General features: G+C 71.1%; 17 protein-coding genes and 1 riboswitch. Of the genes, 9 read left to right on the forward strand and 8 right to left on the reverse strand.

Annotated features, from left to right (window positions below):
• Positions 1 to 25: 25 nt before the first annotated feature.
• The 4 genes from ACKI2N_RS29035 to ACKI2N_RS29050 all read right to left on the reverse strand — a co-directional run bounded on the left by ACKI2N_RS29035 (position 26) and on the right by ACKI2N_RS29050 (position 6,249).
• Positions 26 to 1,258, reverse strand: a complete 1,233-nt coding sequence (locus ACKI2N_RS29035; RefSeq protein WP_420996753.1) for an alpha/beta fold hydrolase — start codon at positions 1,256 to 1,258, stop codon at positions 26 to 28.
• Between the two features lie 216 nt (positions 1,259 to 1,474).
• Positions 1,475 to 2,638 carry an acyl-CoA dehydrogenase family protein gene (locus ACKI2N_RS29040; protein WP_420996752.1) on the reverse strand — a complete coding sequence of 388 codons (1,164 nt, stop codon included), beginning with the start codon at positions 2,636 to 2,638 and terminating at the stop codon, positions 1,475 to 1,477.
• A gap of 64 nt (positions 2,639 to 2,702) precedes the next feature.
• Positions 2,703 to 4,877 carry an acetate--CoA ligase family protein gene (locus ACKI2N_RS29045; RefSeq protein WP_420996751.1) on the reverse strand — a complete coding sequence of 725 codons (2,175 nt, stop codon included), beginning with the start codon at positions 4,875 to 4,877 and terminating at the stop codon, positions 2,703 to 2,705.
• Positions 4,878 to 4,893: 16 nt separating this feature from the next.
• Positions 4,894 to 6,249: an MmgE/PrpD family protein gene (locus tag ACKI2N_RS29050; RefSeq protein WP_420996749.1), complete on the reverse strand. Its 1,356-nt coding sequence runs from the start codon at positions 6,247 to 6,249 to the stop codon at positions 4,894 to 4,896.
• A 357-nt stretch (positions 6,250 to 6,606) separates the two neighbouring features.
• On the opposite strand from ACKI2N_RS29050, the gene ACKI2N_RS29055 reads away from it, so the two are divergent.
• Positions 6,607 to 7,518, forward strand: coding sequence for a LysR family transcriptional regulator (locus tag ACKI2N_RS29055; protein ID WP_420996748.1), 912 nt, complete (start codon positions 6,607 to 6,609; stop codon positions 7,516 to 7,518).
• A 261-nt stretch (positions 7,519 to 7,779) separates the two neighbouring features.
• Entirely contained in the window at positions 7,780 to 8,760 is a 981-nt protein-coding gene (locus ACKI2N_RS29060) for a Bug family tripartite tricarboxylate transporter substrate binding protein (RefSeq protein ID WP_420996746.1), read from the forward strand.
• Between the two features lie 24 nt (positions 8,761 to 8,784).
• On the opposite strand, the gene poxB is transcribed toward ACKI2N_RS29060, so the two are convergent.
• Positions 8,785 to 10,512 carry a ubiquinone-dependent pyruvate dehydrogenase gene (gene poxB / locus ACKI2N_RS29065; RefSeq protein ID WP_420996745.1) on the reverse strand — a complete coding sequence of 576 codons (1,728 nt, stop codon included), beginning with the start codon at positions 10,510 to 10,512 and terminating at the stop codon, positions 8,785 to 8,787.
• A 165-nt stretch (positions 10,513 to 10,677) separates the two neighbouring features.
• On the reverse strand, positions 10,678 to 11,589 hold the full coding sequence (locus tag ACKI2N_RS29070) for a LysR family transcriptional regulator (RefSeq protein ID WP_420996744.1): 912 nt from the start codon (positions 11,587 to 11,589) through the stop codon (positions 10,678 to 10,680).
• A gap of 96 nt (positions 11,590 to 11,685) precedes the next feature.
• Here ACKI2N_RS29070 and ACKI2N_RS29075 point away from each other — a divergent pair, with 96 nt between their 5' ends.
• From ACKI2N_RS29075 to ACKI2N_RS29095, 5 genes are all read left to right on the forward strand, one after another.
• Positions 11,686 to 15,120 (forward strand): molybdopterin-dependent oxidoreductase, encoded by a 3,435-nt coding sequence (locus tag ACKI2N_RS29075; RefSeq protein ID WP_420996743.1) that lies wholly within the window; start codon positions 11,686 to 11,688, stop codon positions 15,118 to 15,120.
• A 67-nt stretch (positions 15,121 to 15,187) separates the two neighbouring features.
• Complete coding sequence (locus ACKI2N_RS29080) at positions 15,188 to 16,177, forward strand: ornithine cyclodeaminase family protein (protein ID WP_420996741.1); 990 nt, start codon at positions 15,188 to 15,190, stop codon at positions 16,175 to 16,177.
• Positions 16,178 to 16,187: 10 nt separating this feature from the next.
• The gene (locus ACKI2N_RS29085; protein ID WP_420996740.1) at positions 16,188 to 17,633 is read left to right on the forward strand and encodes a short-chain fatty acid transporter; all 1,446 of its coding nucleotides are present in this window, start codon (positions 16,188 to 16,190) and stop codon (positions 17,631 to 17,633) included.
• A gap of 128 nt (positions 17,634 to 17,761) precedes the next feature.
• Entirely contained in the window at positions 17,762 to 18,172 is a 411-nt protein-coding gene (locus tag ACKI2N_RS29090) for an FKBP-type peptidyl-prolyl cis-trans isomerase (protein WP_420996739.1), read from the forward strand.
• Positions 18,173 to 18,342: 170 nt separating this feature from the next.
• A riboswitch (glycine riboswitch) is annotated at positions 18,343 to 18,467 on the forward strand.
• Positions 18,468 to 18,515: 48 nt separating this feature from the next.
• Positions 18,516 to 19,835, forward strand: a complete 1,320-nt coding sequence (locus ACKI2N_RS29095) for a D-amino acid dehydrogenase (protein WP_426990861.1) — start codon at positions 18,516 to 18,518, stop codon at positions 19,833 to 19,835.
• 49 nt (positions 19,836 to 19,884) lie between these two features.
• Here ACKI2N_RS29095 and ACKI2N_RS29100 read toward each other — a convergent pair whose 3' ends face one another.
• Complete coding sequence (locus ACKI2N_RS29100) at positions 19,885 to 21,522, reverse strand: acyl-CoA synthetase (protein ID WP_420998035.1); 1,638 nt, start codon at positions 21,520 to 21,522, stop codon at positions 19,885 to 19,887.
• 146 nt (positions 21,523 to 21,668) lie between these two features.
• On the opposite strand from ACKI2N_RS29100, the gene ACKI2N_RS29105 reads away from it, so the two are divergent.
• Positions 21,669 to 22,412 (forward strand): Crp/Fnr family transcriptional regulator, encoded by a 744-nt coding sequence (locus tag ACKI2N_RS29105; RefSeq protein WP_420998036.1) that lies wholly within the window; start codon positions 21,669 to 21,671, stop codon positions 22,410 to 22,412.
• Between the two features lie 108 nt (positions 22,413 to 22,520).
• Positions 22,521 to 23,177, forward strand: coding sequence for an AraC family transcriptional regulator (locus ACKI2N_RS29110; RefSeq protein WP_420998037.1), 657 nt, complete (start codon positions 22,521 to 22,523; stop codon positions 23,175 to 23,177).
• A gap of 39 nt (positions 23,178 to 23,216) precedes the next feature.
• Here the strand turns inward: ACKI2N_RS29110 and ACKI2N_RS29115 are convergent, their stop codons facing one another.
• Entirely contained in the window at positions 23,217 to 23,558 is a 342-nt protein-coding gene (locus tag ACKI2N_RS29115) for a BON domain-containing protein (protein ID WP_420998038.1), read from the reverse strand.
• Between the last annotated feature and the right edge of the window lie 414 nt (positions 23,559 to 23,972).

The raw sequence follows: 23,972 nt of genomic DNA on the forward strand, positions 1-23,972 counted from the left end.
AACGGCCGGTTGCCGCCGAAGAGACCTACTTCGCCTTAGTCTCCGCCGCGTGAGTACGGATCACCACCTCGGAATGCAGGGTGCGGTGCACCGGGCATTTGTCGGCGATCTCCATCAGGGCCGCGCGCTGCGCGTCGTCGAGCGGCCCCTGGATGGTGATCTCGCGCTCGATCCAGTCGATCTTGCCCTCGGTGGTGGCGCAGTCCGCGCAGTCGGCGGCGTGGATCTTCTCGTGGCGCAGCGAGACGGCCACGTGCTCGAGCGGCCAGCCCTTGCGGTCGGCGTACATGCGCATGGTCATCGAGGTACAGGCGCCCAGGCCCGCGAGCAGCAGGTCATACGGCGCCGGGCCGCCGTTGAGGCCGCCGAACGAGACGGGCTCGTCGGCCACCAGCCGGTGCGGGCCGGCGGCGATGCGCTGCTGGTACTTGCCGATGTGCGCCTCCTCCACCCGCACGAACCCTTCCTCGGCCACCGCGGGCGGCATGTCGAGCGTCTCGGTGCCGAGGTAGCGCTGGCTCCAGGCGGCAATGGTGTTGGCCACGTAGATGGCGTCTTCCTTGCGCGTGAGCAGGTGGTCGGCGCGGTCCAGCGAGACGAAGCTCTTGGGATGCTTGGCCGCGATGAAGATCTGCGTGGCGTTGTCGATGCCGACGGTGGCATCCTGCGGCGCGTGCATGACCAGCAGCGCGCGGCGCAGCCGGGATACGCTGTCGAGCAGCTTCTGCTCGCCCACGTCCTCGAGGAACTGGCGCTTGATGCGGAACGGCCGGCCGGCAAGCTGGACCTCGGCCTCGCCCTCGGCGGCGATGCGCGCGGCCTGGTCGCCGAACAGGCCCACCACGTGGCCGGGATCGCTCGGCGCGGCGATGGTGACCACCGCCTTGGCCTCCGGCACGCCCTGCGCCGCGGCCAGCACGGCGGCGCCGCCGAGGCTGTGGCCGATCAGCAGTGCGGGCGCGCGGTGATGCTGCCGCAGGTAATCGGCCGCCGCCAGCAGGTCGGCCACGTTGGAGGAGAAATTGGTGTTGGCGAAATCGCCGCCGCTGCCGCCCAAACCGGTGAAGTCGAAGCGCAGCACGCCGATGCCGTGCTCGGTGAGCGCCTGCGCGATGCGCGTGGCGGCAAGCACGTCCTTGCCGCAGGTGAAGCAGTGGGCAAACAAGGCGAAGGCCCGGACCGGGCCGGCCGGTAGATCCAGCCGCGCGGCAAGCTGCTGGCCGTCGCTACCGGGAAACTGCAGGCGCTGGGCTTCCATGGGCATCCTCATCTGTGGCGCAAGCTGTGCGGGGGTTCCACTCTAGCGCAAGTTCGCGCCGCGGGGGCGGCGTAGCGTACGCTACCCGGCGCAATGCGGCAGCGCGCCACAGCCCGGCACGGCCGCGCGCCGGCAGGCTTGCCAGCGCGGGCCTTCCGTTGTACACAGGAAGACACTCCGCGGCGGCAGGGAGCCCGTCCCGCCGCCCGGACCTCCCTACGCCACCTGCCGCCGTTCCGGCCGCTGGGAGAACGTCCGCTCGAACACCGATTCGGCGATGCGGTTCTTGAGGATCTCGATCGATCCGCCCGCGATCATCCAGCCGCGGCAGCGGCGCAGGCAGTACTCCACCAGCGCCTCCTGGCTGTAGCCCATGCCGCCCATCACCTGCAGCGCTTCGTTGGCCACGTCGAAGCCCGCCTGGTTGCAGAAAGCCTTGGCGATGGCGGTCTCCTCCGCCGACGGGAAGCCGCTGTCGGCGTTGGCCGCGGCGCGGTACAGCAGCAACTGGCCGGCATCGAGCTTGATCTTCATCTCGGCGAACTTCCATTGCAGGCCCTGGAACTCGCACAGCAGGCGGCCGAACTGCCGGCGTTGCATGGCCCAGTCGCGCGCCGCCTGGTAGGCGTAGCGGCCGAGCGCCAGCGAGCGCGCGGTGTTGCCCATGCGTTCCACGTTGAAGCCGGCGATCTGCTTCTTGAAGCCGCCCTCGCCCAGCAGCACGTCGGTGGCCGGGATGCGCACGTCCTCGAAATAGATCTGTGCCCATTCCTCGCCCGACATGAAGCGCGAGCGCTGGCCGATGCGCACGCCCGGCAGGCGGGTGTCGATCAGCACCGAGCCGATGCCGCCGATACCGGGGCCGAAGCGCACGTAGGCGAGGATCACGTCGGCGTGCGGTCCATGCGTGGTGAAGACCTTGGTGCCGTTGATGATGAAATCGTCGCCGTCGGGCGTGGCGGTGGTGCGCAGCTCGGTCACCGCGGAGCCGGCCTCGGGCTCGGTCATGCCGACCGAGATCAGCGCCTCGCCGGCCAGCAGGCGGCTGAGCCATTTTTCCTTCTGCGCCGGCGAGCCGTACTCCGCCAGCACGCGGATGGCGCCGAAATTGCCGGCCTGGACCACGTCGGCGCTGCGCGGGCACACCGCCGCCACCGCCTGGATGGCGATGATGGCGTCCATCAGGCTGCCGCCCTGGCCGCCGTCGGCCTCCGCCACGGTGATGCCGAGCAGCCCCTGCGCGCTCATCTTGCGGGCCACGTCCCAGGGGTAGTCGTCGGTGTGCGCGCGGGTCACCGCGCCGGGCAGCAGTTCCTTCTGCGCGAAGCGGGTCACGGCCTGCTCGAACTCGGCCTGCTCCGGGGTCAGCTTGAAATCCATCGTTTGTCTCCGTTTCCTGTTTCGGTGAATCCTGTGAATCGTTCGCGGCAACCCGGACGCGGGCTCAGCCCGCCTCCGCCAGCCGCAGCACGCAATCCACGCCCACCACGCCGTCCGCGCGCACGAACAGCGGGTTGATCTCGGCCTCCTGCACGCGCACCCCGCGCAGCGCCGCCAGGCGCGAGAAACGCACGATGGCATCGGCCAGGGCATCCATGTCGCCGCGCGGCAGGCCGCGAAAGCCCCGCACCAGCGCCGTGCTGCGCACTTCGCCGATCATCTCCACGGCCTCTTCGCGCGTCACCGGCGCGGGCCGCAGGCTCACGTCGGCATGCAGCTCGGCGGCGATGCCGCCCGCGCCGAGCATGACGATGGGCCCGACCAGCGGGTCGTCCCGGTAGCCCAGCATCAGCTCCAGCAGCTTGTCCTCCATGCGCTGCACCAGGATGCCGTCGAGGCGCGCGCCGGGCGCCGCACGCTCCACGCTGGCCAGGATCGCGGCGGCGGCGTGTTCCAGTTCCCCGGTATCGCGCACGCCCACGCGCACACCGCCCACGTCGGTCTTGTGAAGGATGTCGCGCGAACAGATCTTGGCGACCACCGGATACGGAATGCCGTGGCGGGACTCGCCGCCCGGCACCAGCAGCGCCAGCGGCGCGATGGGCACGCCCAGCGCCGCGAACGCCCGGGCCGCTTCGTATTCCGACAGGCTGCCGGCCAGCGGCAATCCCTGCGGCCAGGCCTGCGGCGCGGGCGCGTCGCCGGCATCGGTGCGCGCGCGCGCCGCCTGGAACAGTTGCGCCAGCACGTCCGCGCATGCCTCCGGCGTGCGGAACGCGGCCACGCCCGCGGCCTGGAGCACGCGCAGGGAAGCCGGCGCCTCTGGCGCGAGGAAGGCCAGCAGCGGCTTGCCGGCACCGCCGGCGGCGGCCTCGACGATGGGGCGCACGGCCAGTTCGGGATGGAACTGCGCGGACGATCCGGCCACGCACAGCACGGCGTCGCACCAGTCGCTGCGCAACAGTTGCCCGACCAGGTCCTTGTATTGCGCGCTGGTCGCGGCCAGCGTCAGGTCGATGATGGGGGTCTGGCGGATGCGCACGCCGCGCGCCGCCATGTGCGCGACGAAGGCATCGGGCGGCGCCACCGCCTCGATCCGCGACAGCCCCAGGCGGTCGACCACGGTGGCCGCGCCGCCGCCCGTGGTGGTCACCACCGCCACGCGCGGCTGGCGCGCCAGCGCGGGCACGCGGCCGCCGTAGCGCTGCGCCAGCGGCGCAGCCTCGAACAGCGTTTCCAGCATCTCCACGCGCATCACGCCATGCTTGCGCAGGAACGCGCCGACCGCGGCATCGTTGCCGGCCAGCGCGCCGGTGTGCGACTGCGCCAGCGCCTCGCCCTGCGCCGAGCGGCCCAGCTTGTAGGCGATGACCGGCTTGCCCGCCGCATGCGCGCGGCGCAGCGCCGGGCCGAGCACGGCGGCGTCGCGGATGGTTTCCAGGAACAGCAGGATGACCCCGGTCTGGGCATCGTCGACCAGCAGGTCGACCAGCTCGCCCACGCCGACGTCGCTCTCGTTGCCGACCGACGCCAGCTTGGCGAAGCCCAGCCCGCGCGCGGCGCCGCGCGACAACAGCGCACCCAGCATCGAGCCGCTTTGCGAGACCAGGCTGATGGGGCCCGCATGGAGCTCGTCCATCTCGAACACCGCGTTGACGGACAGCACCGCGCCGGACGCCACGTTGACCACGCCGATGCTGTTGGGGCCGACCACCCGCACGCCCATTTCCGCGGCCTTGCGCACCAGCGCCTGCTGCGCGGCCATGCCGGCCTCGCCGGTCTCGGCGAAGCCGTCGGAGAACACCGTGGCCACCTTCACGCCCTTGGCCGCGCATTGCGCGAGCACGGCCTCGACCTGGCTGCCGGGCACCATGACGAAGGCGTGGTCCACCGCGCCGGGCACGGCCGCCAGCGACGGATACGCCCGTTCGCCGAGCACTTCGCCGCGGGTGGCGTTGATCGGGTAGAGGCTGCCGCGGTAGCCATGCTTGCGCATGAAGCGCATGGGCCGGGCGGTGTTCTTGGCGATATCGCCGGAGGCGCCCACCAGTGCCACCGACCGCGGCGCGAACAGCGCCCTGGCCAGCGCGGCGCCGGTTGCGGGGCGCGCCGGATCGCGCCCCTCTTCAGCGGCTTGCGCGCCGGCTTCCCCGCTCGCTTGCGCGATCATTTCACTCATGTCGTTTCTCATCGTCTCAGGCCCTTCCCAGTTCCGCCAGTCGCAGCGCGCGCACGCTGCCGCCGTCGAGCCGCCACAGCGCGGCCAGCAGCGCGCGCGCCGCGTCGCTGCCGATCACCGGCGCGGCCAGCTCGGTGAATTTGTCCGCCAGCGTGGCGTCGTCGAGCGGGGCTTCGGGGTCTCCCTTGCGGTACGGCGCGAAATGCGCGTGGCGCGTGCCGTCCCTGAGCAGGATCTCCACGCGCGCCGCGCGCTGGCGCGGAAACGCCGCGGTCAGCTGCGGGTCGGCCCGCAGGACGACCGTGCGCATCAGCTGGCGGATGGTCGGATCGGCCAGGCGCGCGTCGGCAAACGCATCGAGCCGCACCGCGCCGTGCAGGATGCCGTGCGCGACCACGTAGGGCAGGCTGAAGCGCGCCTCGAACGCGGTGCGCGGCGTGGCGTTGCCGGTCACGTCGAGGGCGGTCTGGTAGGTATCGACCGTGACCGACTCGATCGCTCCGGCGGCAATGCCGTGCTCGCGCACCAGCGCGATGGCCGCGTCGATCGCCGCGAACGTATGGCCGCAGCAGCCGTGGTTCTTCTGCGTGATGCGCAGCACGTTGTAGTCCGTGCCCAGCCCCTGCGCGACGGCGGTCCAGTCGGGGCTGCCGCACAGCGCGGCGCCGAAGCCGGCCGCGCCCTCGAGGATGTCGTGCACGCCATTGACGCCGGCCGCGGCGGCCTGCGCGGCCTGCACGCCCACCTGGGCGGCGTGGCCGGCGTGCAGCGCCTTGGTCATGGCGTCGGAGCGGAAGGCCTGCTGCAGGCCCGAGGCGAAGGTGGCGGCGGTGGCCAGCGCGTCGGCCGCCACGGTGGCGTCGCCGGGCGACACCAGCAGCGCGCCGGCCGCCGCGCTGCCGAAGCAGCCCACCGTGCCGGTGGTGTGGAAATAGCGGTAGTGCGCGGGCTGGATCGCCGCGCCGATGCGCGTGGACACCTCATAGCCCGCCACCACCGAGCGCAGGAAATCCGCGCCCGAGGCATCGCGCGCCTCGGCCAGCGCCAGCGCCGCGGCGATGGTGGGGCAGCCGGGATGGTAGACGGCATCGCGGAAGATGTCGTCGAACTCGGCCGCGTGGGAAGCGCTGCCGTTGATCCACGCCGCCGTGGCCGGGAATGCCGTGGTGCCATGCGCGACCACCGAGGCCGCGCCCACGCCCAGCTCCGCGCGGTGCGCCTGCACGAGGTTCGTGCCGGGCGACATGCGCGTGCCGGGAAACAGCGCGGCAAACCAGTCGATCACGGCGCGCTTGCCGTGGTGCGCCACCTCCGGCGCCAGCGCGCGCCGCCCCTGTGCGCCGACATACTCGGCCAGTTCATCGATCACCATGCTGCATCGCTCCTTGTCTCCTGTCTTTGGTCGCTTGTCTTTCTTCCGCCTTGCGCGGCGTGTCTGCCCAGGTGCCCAATGTTATTGGGCGCGCGGCGCCGAGCCTTGAAATTTGGTGAAAGCTCGTGAGCGGGCGCGCGAAGCGACGCGGGCGCGGCCGCGCCAGCCCACCGGCGCAGCGCACGCGGCGGCGCTGCCATCACGCCCGGGAAAATCCGGTTTGACGGCGGCGGCGCGGATGCATAGCATTGCTGCGCGGCGGACACGGCTCCGCGTCCCACCCCCGTCCGCGTTGCCCGGCCCGCATCCCCGGTCCGCATCCCCGACACGCATCCACCCACGCATCCCCTACCCCGCATGGATATCGCCTCCCTGGAAATCCTCATCGCCGCCGTCGAGGAAAAAAGCCTGTCCCGCGCCGCCGAGCGCGAGAATCTCGTGACTTCGGCCGCCAGCAAGCGCGTCTCGGAAATGGAGCGCCAGGCGGGCACCGCGCTGCTGGTGCGGCATGGCCGCGGCGTGGAACCCACGCCGGCCGGTGCCATGCTCTACCAGCGCGCCAAGGCCATCGTGCGCAGCATCAGGCTGGCCGAGGAAGCGCTGACCGTGTACTCCACCGACGGCACCGCCAAGATCCGGCTGGCGGCCAACCCGTCCACCATCCTGCAGTTCCTGCCCACCGACATCAGCGGCTTCCAGCAGAGCGCGCCCGACAGCCGCATCGACCTGATCGAGTCGTTCAGCTTCGACATCCCGCGCATGGTCTCCAACGGCGACGCCGACATCGGCATCTACCACGCCGAGGCGCCCAGCCCGGGCGTGTTCTCGCTGCCCTACCGCTCGGACCGCGTCGGCCTCGTGGTGCCGCGCGGCCACCCGCTGGAAGCGCGGGGCACGCTGCGCCTGGAAGATGCGCTCGACTACGATTTCCTCGGCTATTTCCCGCGCCATACGTTCGACGCGTTCCTGCAACTGGTGAGCAGCACCATCTCGCGTCCGCTGACGGTGAAGACGCAGGTCTCGAACTTCGAGGCGCGCTGCCGCATGGTGCGCGAGGGGCTGGGCATCGCGGTGGTGCCGGAGGGCATTGCCAGGAACTACCTGGGGATGATGGGACTGAGCCTGCTGACGCTGACCGATGCCTGGGCCGCGCGCAATTTCTACGTGTGCGTGCGCGACCGCCAGTCGCTGCCGGCCGGCACGGCACGCCTGCTCGACTACCTGGGCCAGTGCGCCAGCATGGAGCGGCACTACCAGCGCGCGCGCTGAGAAGTTGTTTCAAAAAGATCCTGGCATCGCTGCGCGGCCTTGCGGTACCACTTGCACTGTGTGCGGCCGCACGCCTAGCCAGGACCGCTTCGCTTCATTTTGAAACGACTTCTCGGACAGGCGGTACAGCCAGCCATCATGCGCAAAGAAAGCAGCGTTTCTCATTGATCAACGCTGGGCCGCGCCGGGCCCCTACGATGTCTCCAACGGTCCGCGCCAATGCAGCGCGGGCCGAAACCACCTCAAATCGTGGAGCGAGACATGAATCTGCCAAAGCGGCTGCACGCCGCTGCGCTGCTATTGCTGGCCGGCGCCGCCAGCACCTGTGCCGTCGCCGGCACGGACAACTATCCCAACAAGCCCATCCGCATGGTGGTGTCGTTCTCGGCCGGCGGCACCACCGACATCCTGGCGCGCGAAGTGGCCAACCAGCTCGGGCAGAGCCTGAAGCAGACGGTGGTGGTGGAAAACCGGCCCGGCGCGGGCGGCAACATCGGCACCGAATTCGTGGCCAAGAGCGCGCCGGACGGCTACACGCTGCTGGCCACGTCGGTCGGCCCGATCGCCATCAACCCCACGCTCTATCCCAACCTGAAGGTCAATCCGCAGACCACGCTGGCCGCCGTCGCGCCGATCGCGGACGTGCCGAACGTGCTGGTCGTGCACCCGGGCGTGCCGGCCGCCGACGTAAGCCAGCTGGTGGCCTATGCCAAGGCCCATCCCGGCAAGATGAACTTTGCGTCCACCGGCGTGGGCACCGCGGCCCACCTGTCCGGCGCGCTGTTCAACGAGCGCACCGGCGCCAATGCCGTGCACGTGCCGTACAAGGGAGCGGATGCGCTCAACGACCTGCTGGCCGGGCGAGTGCAATTCATGTTCGCCACCATCCCGTCGGTGATGAGCCATATCCGCGCGGGCCAGCTGCGCCCGCTGGCCGTGACCAGCGCCAGGCGCGCCGAAGCGCTGCCCGACACCCCGACCATGGCCGAGGCCGGCGTGAAGAACCTGGTCACGGGCGCATGGTTCGGCCTGTTCGCGCCCAAGGGCACGCCGCCGGAGATCGTGGCCAGGCTCAACAAGGCGGTGGCCGATGCCGTCAACCGCCCCGACATCCGCAAGAAGTTCGTGATGCAGGGCGCCGAGCCGATGTCGTACACGCCTGAATCGTTCGGCAAGTTCGTGGTGGCCGAGTACCAGGCCTGGCAGCCGATCGTCAAGGCCAGCGGCGCGCGCATCGACTGAGCGCCGCGCGGTCCCCCGCGCGGCCTACCGCCACAAATTGGTCTTTGCCAGGTCCACGATCTCGCCGCCGCGCCCGTCGATGATCGCGCGCAGCAGGTACAGGCTGAAACCCTTGGCTTCCTTGGTGGTGATGGTGGGCGGCATGGCCAGCTCGAGCCGGTTGGTCTTCACGTCCACCACTACCGGGCCGGGGCGCCTGAACGCTTCCTGCAGCGCCGGCGCCACCTGGCCGGGGTCTTCCACGCGGATGCCGGGGATGCCCGCGGCCATGGCGATCGCGGCGAAGTCGGTGTCGACCATGTCGGTATAGGTGTCGAGGAAGCCCGACGCCTTCATCTCCATGGCGACGAAACCGAGGTTGCCGTTGTTGAAGATCACCACCTTGACCGGCAGGTTGTGCTGGCGCAGCGTGAGCAGGTCGCCCAGCAGCATGGAGAAGCCGCCGTCGCCGCACATGGCCACCACCTGCCGCTGCGGCAGCAGCGACTGCGCGCCGATGGACTGCGCCAGGGCGTTGGCCATCGAGCCGTGGTTGAGCGAGCCGATCAGGCGGCGCCGGCCGTTCATGGCGAGATAGCGCGCGGCCCAGACCGTGGGCGTGCCCACGTCGAAGGTGAAGACCGCGTCGGGCGCGGCGCTCTCGCTGATGCAGCGCGCGAGATACTGGGGATGCACCAGCCCGCTGCCCGGCGCGCCGGTGGCGAGGTCGTCGAGCGCCGCGCGTGCCTTGCGGTAATGCTCGAGCGCGCGGTCGAGGTGGCTGCGGTCGCTCTTCTGCGCGAGCAGCGGCAGCAGGCCCCCGATGGTCTCCTTCACCGAGCCGACCACGCCGTGCGCCAGCCGGCAGCGCCGGCCAAGGTTCTCGGCGCGGATGTCCACCTGGATGACCTTGGCCTTGGTCGGGTAGAACTGGCGGTACGGGAAGTCCGTGCCCAGCATCAGCAGCGTGTCGCACTCGAGCATGGCGTAGTAGCCCGAGGCAAAGCCGATCAGGCCGGTCATGCCCACGTCGAACGGATTTTCGTACTCGACGAACTCCTTGCCGCCGAGCGCGTGCACCACCGGCGCGTTCAGCTGCTGCGCCAGCGCCACCACTTCGGCGTGCGCGCCCTCGCAGCCGCGCCCGCACAGCAGCGTCACGCTGCCGGCGGCATCGAGCAGGCGCGCGGTCACCGCCAGCTCCTCGGCCGGCGGCACCGCCGCGGGCGCTTCCGGCAAGGCCAGCTCCAGCAGGGCCGGCGCCTGCACCTCCATCAGGGCGATGTCGCCCGGCACCACGATCACCGCCACGCCGCGCTGCCCCAGCGCGGCGCGCATGGCCGACTGCATGATGCGCGGCAGTTCCTCCGGGTTGCTGACCATCTCGCAGTAATGGCTGCAGCCGCGGAACAGTTCCTGCGGGCGGGTTTCCTGGAAGTAGTCGGAACCGATCTCCGAGCTGGGGATATGCGCGGCGATGGCCAGCACCGGCACGCGGCTGCGGTGCGCGTCGAACAGGCCGTTGATCAGGTGCAGGTTGCCGGGGCCGCAACTGCCGGCGCACACCGCCAGCTTGCCGCTCAGGTGCGCTTCGGCGCCGGCGGCGAAGGCCGCGACCTCCTCGTGCCGCACGTGGATCCAGTCGATGGTCTTCTTGCGCCGCAGCGAATCGGTCAGCCCGTTCAGCGAGTCGCCGACGATGCCGTAGATGCGCTGCACGCCGGCCACCGTGAGGATGTCCGCCATCATGTCTGCCACTGTGGTTCCGGCCATTGTCGTGCTCCTGTCGTGGGTGCGCCCGGCTGCACGGCGCCGGTCGGGACCGCGCGCCGCACAAGACAGGATAGGCGGCGCCGGCCGCGCGGGCATAGGCCGGTTTGGGCGAACTGGCCAAATTGGTCAAATTGACCGGATGAGCGGATGACCGGATGGCGCCGGCTAGAACCTGGCCTTCTCGCGCACGGCGCCGCGCAGGAAGTCCGCCAGCGCCACCACGTTGCCGGGCGTGGCGGGCTCGCGCTTCCAGACCAGGCCCACGTCCATCGACGGCACCTTGTCGGCCAGGCCGCGCCGCGTGATGCGCTGGCCCTCCAGCGACCACGGCCGGTAGACCAGGTCGGACAGGATCGCCACCCCGCGCCCGGCCGCGACCAGGCTGCGCACCGCCTCGATCGAGCAGCTCTGGTAGCGCACCGCGGGCGCCAGGCCGTACTGGCCCCAGTACTTCCCGACCGTGGAGATGTGCTCGTCCATGTCGAGCAGGATGTAGTCGTGCCGGGCCACGTCGGCCAGCCCGACGCGCTCGGCCGTCATCAGCGGATGCTCCGGGTGTCCCCACAACTGCCGCGGCGAGCGCAGCAGCGTCTCGCAGGTGACGTGGTTCAGCCCGGGCAGGTTCGACACCAGCAGCAGGGCCACGTCGATCTTGCCGCCCAGGATGCCGCGTTCGAGGTCATGCCGCTCGTGCTCCAGCACTTCGAGCCGCAGCCTGGGGAATTTCCGCTCGATGGACGGCAGCAGGCCCGGCAGCACGTACGCCGTGATGGTTTCCGTCACGCCCAGGCGCACGGTGCCGGCGATCTCCACCGGGGCAACGCTGACGGCCTCCACGGCGTCGAGCACCGAATCCTCGATGCGCTGCGCATGCCGCAGGAAACGCGCGCCCGCCTCGGTCAGGCGGACGCCGCCGGCGTGCCGCGTGAACAACTGGACGCTCAGGGCCTCCTCCAGGCTCTTCAGCGACGCCGTCATGGAGGACTGCGACACATGGCAGCGAAGTGCCGCCCGCGACACCTGTCCGCACTCGGCCGCCGCAATGAAGTGCTGCACCTGCTTCAAAGTGGGGAGCATCGATTTTTCCGATATTGCGTCTTCAAAATTAAGAATTAGAAATACGTGCCCATGCTAGCTAGCATCCGCCCAGGAGACAAGAAGCATGGACCCGCAATGAGCAACGAAGAACACAAGCACGGCTACTGCACGTTGTGCCGCTCCCGCTGCGGCACGGTCAACGTGGTGGTGGACGACGCCCTGGTATCGGTGCGGCCAGACCCCGCCCACCCCACCGGCAAGGCCATGTGCCTGAAGGGCAAGTCCGCGCCGGAACTGGTCCACAGCGCCGAGCGCATCCTCTACCCGATGCGCCGCACCAATCCCAAGACCGATCCCGACCCCGGCTGGCAGCGCATTTCCTGGGACGAGGCGCTGGCCGAGGTGGCCAGCCGCATGCGGCTGGCCCGGCAGGAAGGCGGCGCCGAATCGGTGGCGTTCGCGGTCACCACGCCGAGCGGCACGCCGCTGAGCGACAGCATCGACTGGATCGAACGGTTCATCCGGCTCTTCGGCAGCCCCAACACCTGTTACGCCACCGAGATCTGCAACTGGCACAAGGACTACGCCCACGCCTTCACCTTCGGCTGCGGCATGCCGACCGCGGATTACCGCCACGCCGGGCTCATCGTGCTGTGGGGGCACAACCCGGCCAATACCTGGCTGGCGCAGGCCGATGCCATCGGCGCCGGCAGGCGGGCCGGCGCGAAGCTGCTGGTGGTCGACCCCCGGGAAACGGCGCTGGCCGGGCAGGCCGACCAGTGGCTGCGCGTGTGCCCCGGCACGGATGCCACGCTGGCGCTGGCGATCGCCAACCTGCTGATCGAAGCCAATGCCTTCGACCTGGACTTCGTGCGCCGGTGGACCAACGGCCCGCTGCTGGTGCGCAACGACAACGGGCGCTTCCTGCGCGGGCGCGACATCGGCCTGGCCGACGGCGACGCCTACCTGGTGTGGAACGCGCGCGCGGCGCGGGCGCAGCCCTGGCTGGCGCTGCAGCCCGGGGATTTCGCCCACGTCGCGCTCAGGGGCGCGTTCAGCGTGAGCGACGCGAACGCCCCCGGCCTGCCCGCCGTCGCGTGCCGGCCCGCCTTCGACCTGTATGCCGAGGAATGCGCGCGCTATCCCGCCGCGCTGGCCGCCGAGCTGACCTGGGTGCCCGAGGGCGACATCCGCCAGGCCGCCGGCCTGTTCGCCAGCGCCGGGCCGGTGGCCTATCACGCCTGGTCCGGCGTCGGCCAGCACGACAACGCGACCCAGACCGACCGCGCCATCGCCTGCCTGTACGCGCTGACCGGCAGCTTCGACCGCGCCGGCGGCAACCGCATCTACCAGAAACCGCCCTCCAACGCCGTGAGCGGCTTCGGCCTGCTGCCGCCGCAACAGAAGGCCAAGGCCCTCGGCTACGGCGAACGGCCGCTGGGCCCGCCCGCGCAGGGCTGGATCACCGCGCGCGACCTCTACCGCGCCATCCTGCACGCGCAGCCCTACCGCGTGCGCACGCTGGTGGCGTTCGGCACCAATCCGCTGCTGTCGCAGGCCGACGTGGAAGACGGCGCGCGGGCGCTGCGCAGCCTGGACTTCTACGCGCACTGCGACCTGTTCGAGACGCCCAGCGCGCGCTATGCCGACATCCTGCTGCCGGTCAACACGCCGTGGGAGCGCGAAGGGCTGCGCATCGGCTTCGAGATCAGCGCCGAAGCCGAGCAACTGGTGCAGCTGCGCCAGCGCATGGTCTCGCCGCGCGGCGAAGCGCGCTCGGACAACGACATCGTGTTCGACCTCGCGGTCAGGCTGGGGATGTCGGACGCGTTCTTCGGCGGCAGCCTGGAAGCCGGCTGGAACCACATGCTGGCGCCCAGCGGCCTGACCGTCAGCCAGCTGCGCCGGCATCCCGAAGGCATGCGCGTGCCGGTGGCCGACGTGGAAAGAAAATACGCGGCAAAGCCGCGCGGGCGCGCCTTCGACACGCAGACCGGCCTGGTGGAACTGTATTCCGAGCTGCTGCTGCGCCACGGCTATCCGGCCCTGCCGCGCCCGTCGCAGCCCGCAGGCGACGCGCCCGGTGCGGCGGCAGAGCCGTTTCCGTTCATGCTGACATCGGCCAAGAGCGGCTACTACTGCCACAGCCAGCACCGCGGCCTGCCGTCGCTCAGGCGCAAGGCGCCGCGGCCGGAGGCGGACATCTCCACCGCGCTGGCCGCCGCGCGCGGCATCGCCAGCGGCGACGCCATCCGCGTGACCACCGCCGCGGGCAGCGCCACCTTCACCGCCCGGGTCAGGGAAGGGCTGCATCCGCGCGTGGTGGTCGGCGAGTTCGGCTGGTGGCAGCGCTGCGACGCGCTGGCGCAAGGGCCGCTGCCGGCCACGGGGCCGGGCAACAGCAACTACAACGGGCTGATCAGCACCGACAGCATCGACCCGCTCAGCGGCTCCGTGCCGCTGCGCGCGTTCCGCTGCAACGTCGAGCGCGAGCCGGGGCTGGACGTGGCGCGGCGCGCGTGGGACGGCTATCGCGCGTTCCGCGTGGCCAGCCTGCGCCAGGAAGCGCACGAGGTCACGTCGGTCTTCCTCGAGCCCGCCGACGGCGGCGGCCTGCCGGATTTCCAGCCCGGCCAGCACGTGACGATCAAGCTCGCCGTGCAGCCCGGCGGCGAGGACGTGGTGCGCTCGTACTCGCTCACGGGGCCCGCCACGGTGCCGGGGCGGCGCGGCTACTCCATTTCGGTGCGCCGCGCCGGCGGCGTGTCGGCCACCGGCGAGGCCGTGCCCGGGCTGGTGTCCTCCTACATCAACCAGCGCCTCGCGGTGGGCGAGCTCGTCGCGCTGCGCGCGCCGTCCGGCAGCTTCGTCATGCCGGTGCGCACGCGGCGCCCGCTGGTGCTGCTGGCCGGCGGCATCGGCATCACGCCGTTCATCTCGCTGCTCGAATCGCTGGAGGGCATCGGCGATCCGCCCCGGATCCTGCTGCTGTACGCCAACCGCAACGGGCAGGCCCATGCCTTCCGCGCGCGCCTGCGCGCGCTGCGCCGGCAGATCCCCGGCCTGGAGATCATCGATTTCTACGACCGCCCGGACCCGCACGACCGCCCCGGCATCGACTACGACGTGGCCGGGCGCGTCGGCGCCGGGCACGTCCCCGCGCCGTGGCTGGACGCGCGCCCGCTGGTCTACATGTGCGGGCCGGCGCCGATGATGGCCGCCTTTGCCGACGCGCTGGCCGCGCGCGGCGTGCACCGCTCGGACATCTTCCGCGAGATCTTCCGCGCGCCCGCGCACGCGCCCGCCGGCCCCGCGCGGCAGTTCAACGTGGTGTTCGCCAAATCCGGCCTGGCCGGCATCTGGCATTCGGCCGACGGGCCGCTGCTGGGCTTCGCCGAACGGCTGGGCGTGGCGCTGCCCAGCGGCTGCCGGGTCGGGCAGTGCGAGAGCTGCGCCGTGCCGCTCGCCGCCGGCCAGGTGCGCCACCTGCACGGCGAAGACCCGGAGGACGCCGGCATGTGCCTTGCGTGCCAGGCGATCCCCGCCAGCGACATCGTGCTCGATGCCTGAGCGGAACCGCGCCATGCCAGCCACCAGGGCCCCCATGCCTCTTCCCTTCTCACTTCATCACGCGACCATGCTGACACTGGACTCCGACACCACCCGCGCGCTGCTGCCGTTCGACACGCTCATCCCCGCCCTGCGCGAGGCCTTCATCCGCGGCTGCGAGGTCCCGCAGCGGCACAGCCATGCCATCGGCGCGCCCGGCCAGGCAGCGGGAACGGGCACCGGCACGGTGCTGCTGATGCCCGCCTGGCAGGCCGGCGCCTATCTCGGCGTGAAGACCGTCACTATCTTCCCCGGCAACACGCAGGCCGGGCTGCCGGGCCTGTACTCGACCTATCTGCTGCATGACGCGCGCACCGGCAGGCCGCTGGCGATGATCGACGGCAACGAGATCACCTCGCGCCGCACCGCCGCCGCGTCGGCGCTGGCCGCCTCGTACCTGAGCCGGCCGCAGGCGTCGTCCATGCTGGTGATCGGCGCGGGACGGGTGGCGAGCCTGCTGCCCTATGCCTACCGCGCGGTCCGGCCCGTCGCGCGCGTCGCCGTGTGGGACATCGATGCCCGCCAGGCCGCGGCGCTGGCCGCGAGGCTGTGCGCCGACGGCTTCGATGCCCGCGTGGCGGCGTCCGTGCAGGAAGGCTGCGCGGGCGCCGACATCGTGAGCTCGGCCACGCTGGCCACCGCGCCGCTGGTCCGGCGCGCCTTCCTCGGCCCCGGCACGCACCTGGACCTGATCGGCGGCTTCACCCCGGAGATGCGCGAGGCCGACGACGCCTGCTTCGGCGGGACCTCGGTGTTCGTCGATACCGGCGAAGCCATCCTCAAGGCGGGCGACCTGCTCCACCCGATCGGGCAGGGCGTGCTGCGCGCGGCCGACATCCGCGCCACGCTCGCCGAGCTGTGCCGGCAAGCCCACGCGGGACGCGCGGGCGAGAGCGAAATCACCGTGTTCAAGGCGGTCGGCACCGCGCTGGAAGACCTGGCGGCCGCCGTCATGGCCTACGAAGGATTCGAAGACCCGCGCGGCACCGCGCCGCGCGCCATATCCCTGGCAAAGTAAGGAGAGAGCAATGACGAGCACACCCCTGTCACTGGAAAGCGAAGACCACCCAAGCCGCGGCGGGCTCGAGCGCCTGGCCGTCAAGGTCACCGACTGGTCCGAGCGCTGGTTCCCCGATTCGTATATCTTCGCCGCGATCGCGGTGGTCGTGGTCGCGCTCGGCGCGCTCGGCATCGGCGCCTCCACGCAAAGCGTGGCGCAGGCGTTCGGCGACGGCTTCTGGAGCCTGATTCCGTTCACCATGCAGATGGCGGTGGTGGCGATCTCCGGCTACGTGGTGGCGGCGTCGCCGCCCGCCTCGCTGCTGATCGCGCGGCTCGCCGCGCTGCCCAGGACGGCGCGCGGCGCGGTGGCCTTCGTGGCGCTGGTGAGCCTGCTGACTTCACTGCTCAACTGGGCGATCAGCCTGATCTTCAGCGGCCTGCTGGTGCGCGCCATCGCCCGCCGCACCGGGCTGCGCGTGGATTACCGGGCTGCCAGCGCGGCCGCCTACCTGGGCATGGGAGCCACCTGGGCACTCGGCCTGAGTTCGTCCGCGGCGCAGTTGCAGGCAAACCCGGGCAGCCTGCCCAAGTCGCTGCTCGACATCACCGGCGTGATCCCGTTCGCCGAGACCATCTTCCTGTGGCAGTCGATAGCGATGACCGCCGTGCTGATCACGGCCTCGCTGCTGGTGGCCTACTTCTCCGCCCCCGCCGGCGAGCGCGCACGCACCGCGCAGGACATGGGCGTGGACCTCGACGATGCCGCCGACGCGACGGCGCGCCCGGCGCGCCCCGGCGAATGGCTCGAATACAGCCCGCTGCTGACCCTGGTCATCGTCGCGCTCGGCGCCGGCTGGCTGGCGCACGAGTTCACCAGCAAGGACCCCATCCTCGCGATCTCCAACCTCAACACCTACAACTTCCTGTTCCTGATGCTGGGGATGCTGCTGAACTGGCGCCCCAAGCGCTTCCTGCGCGCGGTCGCGCGCTCCGTGCCGTCGACGGCCGGCGTGCTGATCCAGTTCCCGCTGTACGGCGGCATCGCGTTCATGCTGACCAAGGCCACCGGCGTGGACGGCGCCAGCCTGTCGCACCACCTGGCGTCCGCCTTCGTCTCGGTGGCCACCCGGGAATCGTTCTCCGCCGTGATGGGCGTCTATTCGGCCGTGCTGGGATTCTTCGTGCCCTCCGGCGGCGGCAAGTGGGTCATCGAGGCACCCTACGTGATGCAGGCCGCGAACCAGTTGCAGGTCCACCTCGGCTGGGCCGTGCAGGTGTACAACGCCGCGGAGGCGCTGCCCAACCTCATCAACCCGTTCTGGATGCTGCCGCTGCTGGGCGTGCTCGGCATCCGCGCCAAGGACGTGGTGGGCTTCACCTTCACCCAGTTGCTGGTCCATGCGCCGCTGGTGCTGTTCATGCTGTGGGCGTTCGCGACGACGCTGCCCTATCGTCCGCCGGTGATGCCGTGATGCGTTGACGCCACGGTGGCGCAAGGCGGGCGCCACGAGCCAAAACCCGGGGCCGTCTCCGTCCCGGTTTAAGATGCGGCTTTCCGGCCACGGCCGGCGCCTGCTTTTTTCACCCAGCAAAACCCACGATGAAGAAGATCACCCTGCTCCTCGCCGCCCTTGCCACCGCCGGCGCCGTCCACGCCGCCGCGCCCGCCGGCCCGGTGGAGACCCTGCCCTCCGGCATGACCATCCAGCACCTCGTCAAGGGCACCGGTCCCTCGCCCAAGGCGTCCGACACGGTCAAGGTCCACTACCGCGGCACGCTCACCGACGGCACCGAGTTCGACAGCTCGTACAAGCGCGGCCAGCCGATCTCCTTCCCGCTCAACCGCGTGATCCCGTGCTGGACCGAGGGCGTGCAGAAGATGCAGGTCGGCGGCAAGGCCAGGCTGGTCTGCCCGGGCCCGACCGCCTACGGCTCGCGTGGCGTACCCGGCACGATTCCGCCCAACGCGACGCTGAATTTCGAGGTGGAGCTGCTGGGCATCGGCGGCTGACAGCGGTCAAGAGCGGCCAGGGCGGCCGAGGGCGGCGCCGCGGCCATTGCGGCCGCGCGCGGCGCATGCTAATGTGCCGCTTCCAGGAGAACGAGCCACCCCCGCCGCGGCGATGCGGGCGGCTCTACCGAAGGCGTACCCCTGAAACGCTCAGGTGCAAAAGACTGGAAACCGAACGAACTGGAGAGCGCCGGGCCGCACCGACAAGGTAAGCGGCGCGCGGCCGCCGAAGGGGCAAGCCGGTACCCATTGCGGGTGCGGCGAATCTCTCAGGTAAAAGGACAGTGGGGACAGCCGGGCCGGATGGCCTGGCTGTCCCTTTTTGCTATCCGGAGCCTGAGAAATGAAAGTCATCGTGATGGGAGCCGGCGTGATCGGCGTCGCCTCGGCGTGGTACCTGGCGCGCGCCGGGCATGAGATGGTGGTGCTGGAACGCAATGCGGGCGCGGCCCGCGAAACCAGCTTCGGCAACGGCGGGCAGATCTCCGTCAGCCATGCCGAGCCGTGGGCCAACCCGGGCGCGCCGCTGAAGATGCTGCGCTGGCTGGGGCGCGAGGATGCGCCGCTGCTGTTCCGCCTGCGCGCCGATCCGGCGCAGTGGTCGTGGGGGCTGAAGTTCCTGCGCGAGTGCTCGGCGCGGCGCTCCACCCACAACATGGTCCAGCTGCTCAACCTCGGCACCTACAGCCGCGCCAGCCTGCAGGCGCTGCGCGCCGAGACCGGCATCGAGTACGACCACCTGACGCGCGGCATCCTGCATTTCTACACCAGCCAGAAGGAGTTCGACGCGGCCATCGAGCCGGCGCGCATCATGCGCGAGCTGGGCTGCGAGCGCCGCGTGATCGGCCCGGACGAGGTGGTGCGGCTGGAGCCGGCGCTGGCGAACATCGCGCCGCGCCTGGCGGGCGCGACCTATACCAGCGAGGACGAATCGGGCGACGTGCACCGCTTCACCACCGCGCTGGCGGCGCGCTGCGAGGCGCTGGGCGTGCGTTTGCGCTACGGCGTGCGGGTGCAGCGGCTGCATGCCGAGGGCGGCGCCATGCGCGGGGTGGAGATCGCCAGCGAGACCGGCGCCTATGAGATCGAGAGCGCCGACGCCTACGTGCTGGCGCTGGGCAGCTTCAGCCCGGTGCTGGCGCGCCCGCTCGGCGTCAAGCTCGACATCTATCCGGCCAAGGGCTACTCGGCGACGCTGCCGGTGCTCGACGCCGCGCGCGCGCCCAGCGTGAGCCTGACTGACGACGAGTACAAGCTGGTGTTCTCGCGCTTCGGCGACCGCCTGCGCATTGCCGGCACGGCCGAGCTCAACGGCTATGCGATGGACCTCAACCCGGTGCGCTGCGAGGCCATCGTGCGGCGCACGCTGGAGGTGTTCCCGGGCATGAGCCGGCCCGAACTGGCGCAGTTCTGGACCGGCCTGCGCCCGGCCACGCCGGGCAACGTGCCGTACATCGGCGCCTCCGCCGTGCGCGGGCTGTACCTCAACACCGGGCATGGCACGCTGGGCTGGACGCACGGCTGCGGCTCGGGCCGCGCCATCGCGGACATCGTGAGCGGGCGCGTGCCGGAGGTGGATTTTGCCTTCACGGGCGAGTTGCCGGCGCGCGCGCCGCGGCCGGCCGCGCCGGCGCCGGCCCCGGCGCGCGCGGCCACGCACTGACGCCACCGCCGCCGCGCGCCCGGCGCGCGGCGGCCCGCATGCCGGCGGCTCAGACGTCGATGGCCGTATCCGACTTGACCTTGCGGCGCAGCTCGAACTTCTGGATCTTGCCGGTCGAGGTCTTGGGCAAGGGCCCGAAGTAGACCGCCTTGGGCACCTTGAAGCCGGCCAGCAGCGTGCGGCAGTGCGCGATCAGCTCTTCGGCCGTGACGCCGGCGCCTTCCTTCAGCTCGACGAACGCGCACGGCGTCTCGCCCCACTTGGCGTCGGGCTGGGCCACCACCGCCACGGCCAGCACGGCCGGGTGGCGGTAGAGCGCGTCTTCCACCTCCACGCTGGAGATGTTCTCGCCGCCGGAGATGATGATGTCCTTGCTGCGGTCCTTGATCTTGACGTAGCCGTCCGCCGTGCGCACGCCCAGGTCACCGGTGTGGAACCAGCCGCCGGCGAAGGCTTCGCGCGTGGCTTTCTCGTTCTTGAGATAGCCCTTCATGCAGATATTGCCGCGGAACATGATCTCGCCGATCTCCTCGCCGTCGGCGGCCACCGGCTGCATGGTGTCCGGGTCCAGCACGGCGACGTCGGCCTGCAGGTGGTAGCGCACGCCCTGCCGGGCCTTCCTGGTGGCGCGCTCTTCCTGCGACAGGGTGGCCCAGTCGTCCTGCTCGGCGCACACGGCGGCCGGGCCGTAGGTTTCGGTCAGGCCGTAGACGTGGGTCAGCTCGAAGCCCATCGCTTCCATCTGCGCCAGCACCGCGGCCGGCGGCGGCGCGCCGGCCACCATGCCGCGCACCGGTCCGCGCAGGCCCTCGCGCCAGGCCGGCGGCGCGTTGACCAGCGCGGTATGCACGATGGGCGCGGCGCAGTAGTGGGTCACGCCTTCGTCGCGCATCAGGTCGAACACCAGCTTGGGCTCGAACTTGCGCAGGCAGACGTTGACGCCGGCGCGCGCGGCGATGGTCCACGGGAAGCACCAGCCGTTGCAGTGGAACATCGGCAGCGTCCACAGGTAGACCGCGTGCTTGGGCAGGTCCCATTCGAGGATGTTGGAGACGGCGTTGATGGCCGCGCCACGGTGGTGGTAGACCACGCCCTTGGGGTCGCCGGTGGTGCCGGAGGTGTAGTTGAGCGCGATGGCGTCCCACTCGTCGGCGGGCATCTGCCACGCGTATTCGGGATCGCCCGAGGCCAGCAGGCTTTCGTAGTCGGTCTCGGCGAAGCGCGGCGCGTCCTGCGGGCCGAGCGCGTCGACCACGGCCACCACTTTCAGGCCCGGGATTTCGTTGGCGATCTGGCGCGCGAGGTCGGCGAACTCGGTGTCGGCCAGCAGTACCCGGGCCTCGCCGTGGCGCAGCATGAAGATCAGGTTGGAGGCATCGAGCCGGATGTTCAGCGCGTTGAGCACCGCGCCCGCCATCGGCACGCCGAAGTGGGCTTCCACCATGGCCGGCGTGTTGGGCAGCAGCGCCGCCACGGTGTCGCCCTTGCCCACGCCCAGGCGCGCCAGCGCGCTGGCCAGGCGGCGCGCGCGCACGTAGGTCTCGCGCCAGGTCTGGCGCACCGGCCCGTGCACGATGGCCAGGCGCTCGCCGTAGACGTTGGCGGCGCGGGCCAGGTAGTCGATGGGGGTGAGGGGAACGTGGTTGGCCGGGTTCTTGCCCAGGCCGGTGTCGAAATCGGTTGGCATTGCTGGTCTCCGCTTGCGCCGGGCGCGGCGTGCGCCGCCGGTCGCTGTTACTTTTTGCTGCGCAAGGCTATCATCCCACACGACAAAGCTTTGTCGCCCGGATGACAGTGCCTGCCCGGCCAGCGCTCCGGGCTTGACCCACATCAATGTCCAGCCTGCCGATCCCCCCTGCCCCCGCCGGACTTCCCGCGACCGCCCCCGCCACGCCCGAGGCGCCCGCCACGCTGCTGGCCCGGCATGAGTGGTTCGCGTCGCTCGCCCCGCAGCACCAGGCGCTGGCGGCGCGGCAGGTGGTGATGCAGGACTTTGCCGCGGGCGCCTTCGTGGCGCGCCGGGGGGAGCCCTCGCGCTACTGGATCGGGGTGGAAAGCGGGCTGATCAAGCTGGCGGTCTATACGCCCGACGGGCGCGGCTGCACGTTCTCCGGCGTGCCGGCGGGCGGCTGGTGCGGCGAAGGCAGCGTCATCAAGCGCGAGGCGCGCCGCTACGACGTGATCGCCATCCGCGATTCGCGCATCGCGCTGGTGCCCGATACGGTATTCCATGCCTTGCTGGCCGAGAGCCTGCCCTTCTCAAGCTTCGTGGTGCGCCAGCTCAACGAGCGCATGGGCCAGTTCATCGCCACCGTGCAGAACGACCGGCTGCTGGGCGCGGATGCGCGCGTGGCGCAGGCCATCGCGCAACTGTTCCACGCGGCGCTGTATCCGCGCACCAATGCCGTGCTGGAGCTGTCCCAGGAAGAAATCGGCCTGCTTACCGGCCTGTCGCGCCAGCGCGTCAACCAGGCGCTGCGCCGGCTGGCGGCCGACGGCATGGTCGACATCTCGTACCAGAGCATCCGCGTGACCGACCTGGAGCGGCTGCGGCGCGTCGGGCTGTCGGAACTGTAGCGCCGGCAATGGTCGCCGCGACGACAATCTGCCGCGCCCACCCACGTACAATGGGGCCTTTGCGCCCGCGTGCGACGTCCGTGCGCCGGCCGCGCCCCTGAACCCCGCATGGCCCTTGTCAGCAGCACCGAGCTGCGCCTGTCCCATCTGCGCTTTCCCTTCGCCGTGCGCGTGGACGCCCTGCGCGGCAGCGCGCGCCTGCGCGATGCCAACGCGCGGCGCGAGGTGGTGCCGGGCAAGCCCTTCGTGGTGCCGGCCTTCGCCTACTTCGACTGCGACCTGTTGCCCAGGGCCGGGCAGGAGACGGCACTCGCGCTGCGCGCGGTGCCGGATGCGGCCTGCCCGCGCATGACGCTGGGCGGCCTGCCGCACGGCCAGGGCACGACCGAGAAATACTGGTCGCGCGCGCTGGCCGGGGCCATGTTCGAACTGCCCCGGCTGGCCTGGGATGCCTCGCTGGTGTCGACCCGCTGGCAGGTGGCGCCGCGGCTGGTGCGCGCACGCCTGTTCGCGGAGGGCGAGGCATTGCGCGTGCTGCTGCGCGAACAGCGCGTGGCGCACGCGCTCTACCTGCTGGCCACCGGCCGCGGCATTCCGGGCGACTGGCTGGCGCGGCAGGCCGGCCTGCCCCATGCGCGCGCGCTGGCGGCCGCCTGCGCCAATACCGTGGGCCCGGCCGCCGTGCGCCTGCTGGAGGCGGACGCGCCGGACCCGCTCCCGCACGGCGCCGGCTTCGGCCCGGCGGGCTTCCATCTCGCGGCCTGAGCCGCGCCCTGCGCGCCGCCCGGGCCGGCCAGCTGCGCCCTACTTGGCGACCACCTGCAGCGAATCCGACACCGAGGCCACGCCGTCGACGTTGCGGGCGGTCTGCACGGCGAGCGTGCGTTGATCCTCGCTAGGCACCTTGCCGTCGAGCGACACCACGCCATCCTTGGTCTTGACGTGGATGCCGGTGGACTTGAGGCCCTTGGCCGCCAGCAATTCCGCCTTGACCTTGGTGGTGAGGGTGCCGTCGCTGATCTTCTGCTTGGCGTTGTCGGTGGTGTTGCTCATGCTGGTGCCGGTATCGGTGGCGGCCTGGGCGGCGCCGGCGACTGCCAGCATGGCGGCCAGGCAAAGGGTGCGCAGCGTGGTGGTGGTGTTCATGGCGATCTCCTGATGATGGCCCGAAAGACTCGGGAAAGAGGGAAAAGAGCCGGTAGGCCTTGCATGGCGGCGTCACGCCGTCTGGCACGCCGTCTGTCACGCCGTCAGGCATGCCGCCGTGTGCGGGCTCCTGCATACCTCTCTGCAAAGACCGTTCCGGGCAGCGGCCCCTCCTCGATTGCGCGCTCGCGCGGGCATCGAGGCAGGCTCGGACGGGCAAAGCACCGCGAGCGGAAGCGGCGAGCGGCCCCGGCGCCGCCTGTAAAAAACTGCGGGCGTTGTAAAAAACGCCGGGGACGCGGCATCGCGTGGCCGCGCGCATATGGCGCGCCATCGACTTTCCGGGCCCGGACCGGGCCGGCCGGCGCGCGCCGGCCACGGTGCCCCGGCGGCCAGCCGTTGCCAGTCGGCGCC

This window comes from Cupriavidus sp. 30B13, assembly GCF_049059565.2.
Lineage (GTDB): Bacteria > Pseudomonadota > Gammaproteobacteria > Burkholderiales > Burkholderiaceae > Cupriavidus.

Excerpts from the sequence above, each read along its gene's own strand:
- ACKI2N_RS29100 (WP_420998035.1), bottom strand. The coding sequence starts at position 21,522 with ATGCCAACCGATTTCGACACCGGCCTGGGCAAGAACCCGGCCAACCAC.
- ACKI2N_RS29035 (WP_420996753.1), bottom strand. The coding sequence starts at position 1,258 with ATGGAAGCCCAGCGCCTGCAGTTTCCCGGTAGCGACGGCCAGCAGCTT.
- ACKI2N_RS29075 (WP_420996743.1), top strand. The coding sequence starts at position 11,686 with ATGAGCAACGAAGAACACAAGCACGGCTACTGCACGTTGTGCCGCTCC.
- ACKI2N_RS29110 (WP_420998037.1), top strand. The coding sequence starts at position 22,521 with ATGGCCCTTGTCAGCAGCACCGAGCTGCGCCTGTCCCATCTGCGCTTT.
- ACKI2N_RS29055 (WP_420996748.1), top strand. The coding sequence starts at position 6,607 with ATGGATATCGCCTCCCTGGAAATCCTCATCGCCGCCGTCGAGGAAAAA.
- ACKI2N_RS29105 (WP_420998036.1), top strand. The coding sequence starts at position 21,669 with ATGTCCAGCCTGCCGATCCCCCCTGCCCCCGCCGGACTTCCCGCGACC.
- poxB (WP_420996745.1), bottom strand. The coding sequence starts at position 10,512 with ATGGCCGGAACCACAGTGGCAGACATGATGGCGGACATCCTCACGGTG.
- ACKI2N_RS29095 (WP_426990861.1), top strand. The coding sequence starts at position 18,516 with ATGAAAGTCATCGTGATGGGAGCCGGCGTGATCGGCGTCGCCTCGGCG.
- ACKI2N_RS29115 (WP_420998038.1), bottom strand. The coding sequence starts at position 23,558 with ATGAACACCACCACCACGCTGCGCACCCTTTGCCTGGCCGCCATGCTG.
- ACKI2N_RS29045 (WP_420996751.1), bottom strand. The coding sequence starts at position 4,877 with ATGAGTGAAATGATCGCGCAAGCGAGCGGGGAAGCCGGCGCGCAAGCC.
- ACKI2N_RS29085 (WP_420996740.1), top strand. The coding sequence starts at position 16,188 with ATGACGAGCACACCCCTGTCACTGGAAAGCGAAGACCACCCAAGCCGC.
- ACKI2N_RS29040 (WP_420996752.1), bottom strand. The coding sequence starts at position 2,638 with ATGGATTTCAAGCTGACCCCGGAGCAGGCCGAGTTCGAGCAGGCCGTG.
- ACKI2N_RS29090 (WP_420996739.1), top strand. The coding sequence starts at position 17,762 with ATGAAGAAGATCACCCTGCTCCTCGCCGCCCTTGCCACCGCCGGCGCC.
- ACKI2N_RS29050 (WP_420996749.1), bottom strand. The coding sequence starts at position 6,249 with ATGGTGATCGATGAACTGGCCGAGTATGTCGGCGCACAGGGGCGGCGC.
- ACKI2N_RS29060 (WP_420996746.1), top strand. The coding sequence starts at position 7,780 with ATGAATCTGCCAAAGCGGCTGCACGCCGCTGCGCTGCTATTGCTGGCC.
- ACKI2N_RS29070 (WP_420996744.1), bottom strand. The coding sequence starts at position 11,589 with ATGCTCCCCACTTTGAAGCAGGTGCAGCACTTCATTGCGGCGGCCGAG.
- ACKI2N_RS29080 (WP_420996741.1), top strand. The coding sequence starts at position 15,188 with ATGCTGACACTGGACTCCGACACCACCCGCGCGCTGCTGCCGTTCGAC.